Origin of the sequence: Vibrio sp. 2096 (assembly GCF_033339595.1) — a bacterium.
Lineage (GTDB): Bacteria > Pseudomonadota > Gammaproteobacteria > Enterobacterales > Vibrionaceae > Vibrio > Vibrio alginolyticus.
The window spans coordinates 1-1,163 of record NZ_JAWOUX010000083.1; the positions used below are offsets into that span (position 1 = coordinate 1).

1 protein-coding gene is annotated in these 1,163 nt (G+C 49.0%); it reads left to right on the forward strand.

Annotated features, from left to right (window positions below):
• Window positions 1-1,163 (forward strand): ABC transporter ATP-binding protein (locus R7Q41_RS24210; protein ID WP_318144730.1); only part of this gene is annotated, 1,163 nt, incomplete at both ends.

The following is a 1,163-nucleotide window of genomic DNA, read 5'->3' on the forward strand; positions in this document are numbered from 1 at the left end:
GTCGGCATCCCTCAGCCTGAAAACCGTCTTAAACAGTATCCTCACCAGTTTTCTGGTGGTATGCGTCAGCGTGTGGTTATCGCGATCGCTTTGGCTGGTGAGCCAGATCTGATCATCGCCGATGAGCCAACCACGGCACTGGACGTATCAATCCAAGACCAAATCCTGAATCTTATCCGTGAGTTGTGTATCCAGAACAATGTTGGTTGTATGTTGGTTACGCACGACATGGGTGTGGTTTCAAACGTTACAGACCGCGTGGCGGTGATGTACCGTGGTGATCTTGTTGAGTTTGGGCCAACGGCAAAAGTGTTGGGTAACCCAGATCACCCATACACGCGCAGCTTGATTTCGGCGGTTCCTCGCTCAGACAGAAAGCTCGATCGTTTCCCTCTGGTGAGTTACATCGAAGAAGCGACAGAAATGAAGTCGCTGGACATTAAGAATCACTGGCTTGGTCAAAGCCAAGATCAGCGCGAGTACACTGGCCCGTTGTTGGATGTGAAAAACGTCAACCTAAGGTTTGTGACTAAGGACTCTTTGTTTGAAAGCCGCCGTGAGTACGTGCAGGCTTCGAACAATGTGAGTTTTGAGGTGCACGAAGGTGAGACGTTTGGTCTGGTGGGTGAGTCAGGTTCGGGTAAGTCGACCATCGCGCGCGTGATTGCTGGTTTGTATGAGCCAAACTCTGGCCAAGTGAAATTTGAAGGCATCGATCTCACGGCGATGAAGTCGGAAAAAGAGCGTCGTCCGATGCGACGTCAAATGCAGATGGTGTTCCAAAACCCATACACGTCTATGAACCCTCGTATGAAGGTGGCAGACATTATTGCCGAGCCAATTCGTTTCCATAAACTCACCAAGAATGAAGCAGAAACACGTCAAATCGTGAATGATTTGCTTGATCATGTTGGTTTAGGTCGCATGGCTGGCGTGAAATATCCTCATGAATTCTCTGGTGGTCAGCGTCAGCGTATTTCGATTGCGCGCGCTCTGGCAACTCGTCCTCGACTTTTGATTTGTGATGAACCGACATCAGCGTTGGATGTGTCGGTACAGGCACAAATTCTGAACTTGCTAAAAGATCTGCAAAGTGAACTGAACCTAACGATGTTGTTTATCAGTCACGATTTACCGGTGATTCGTCAGATGTGTGACCGAGT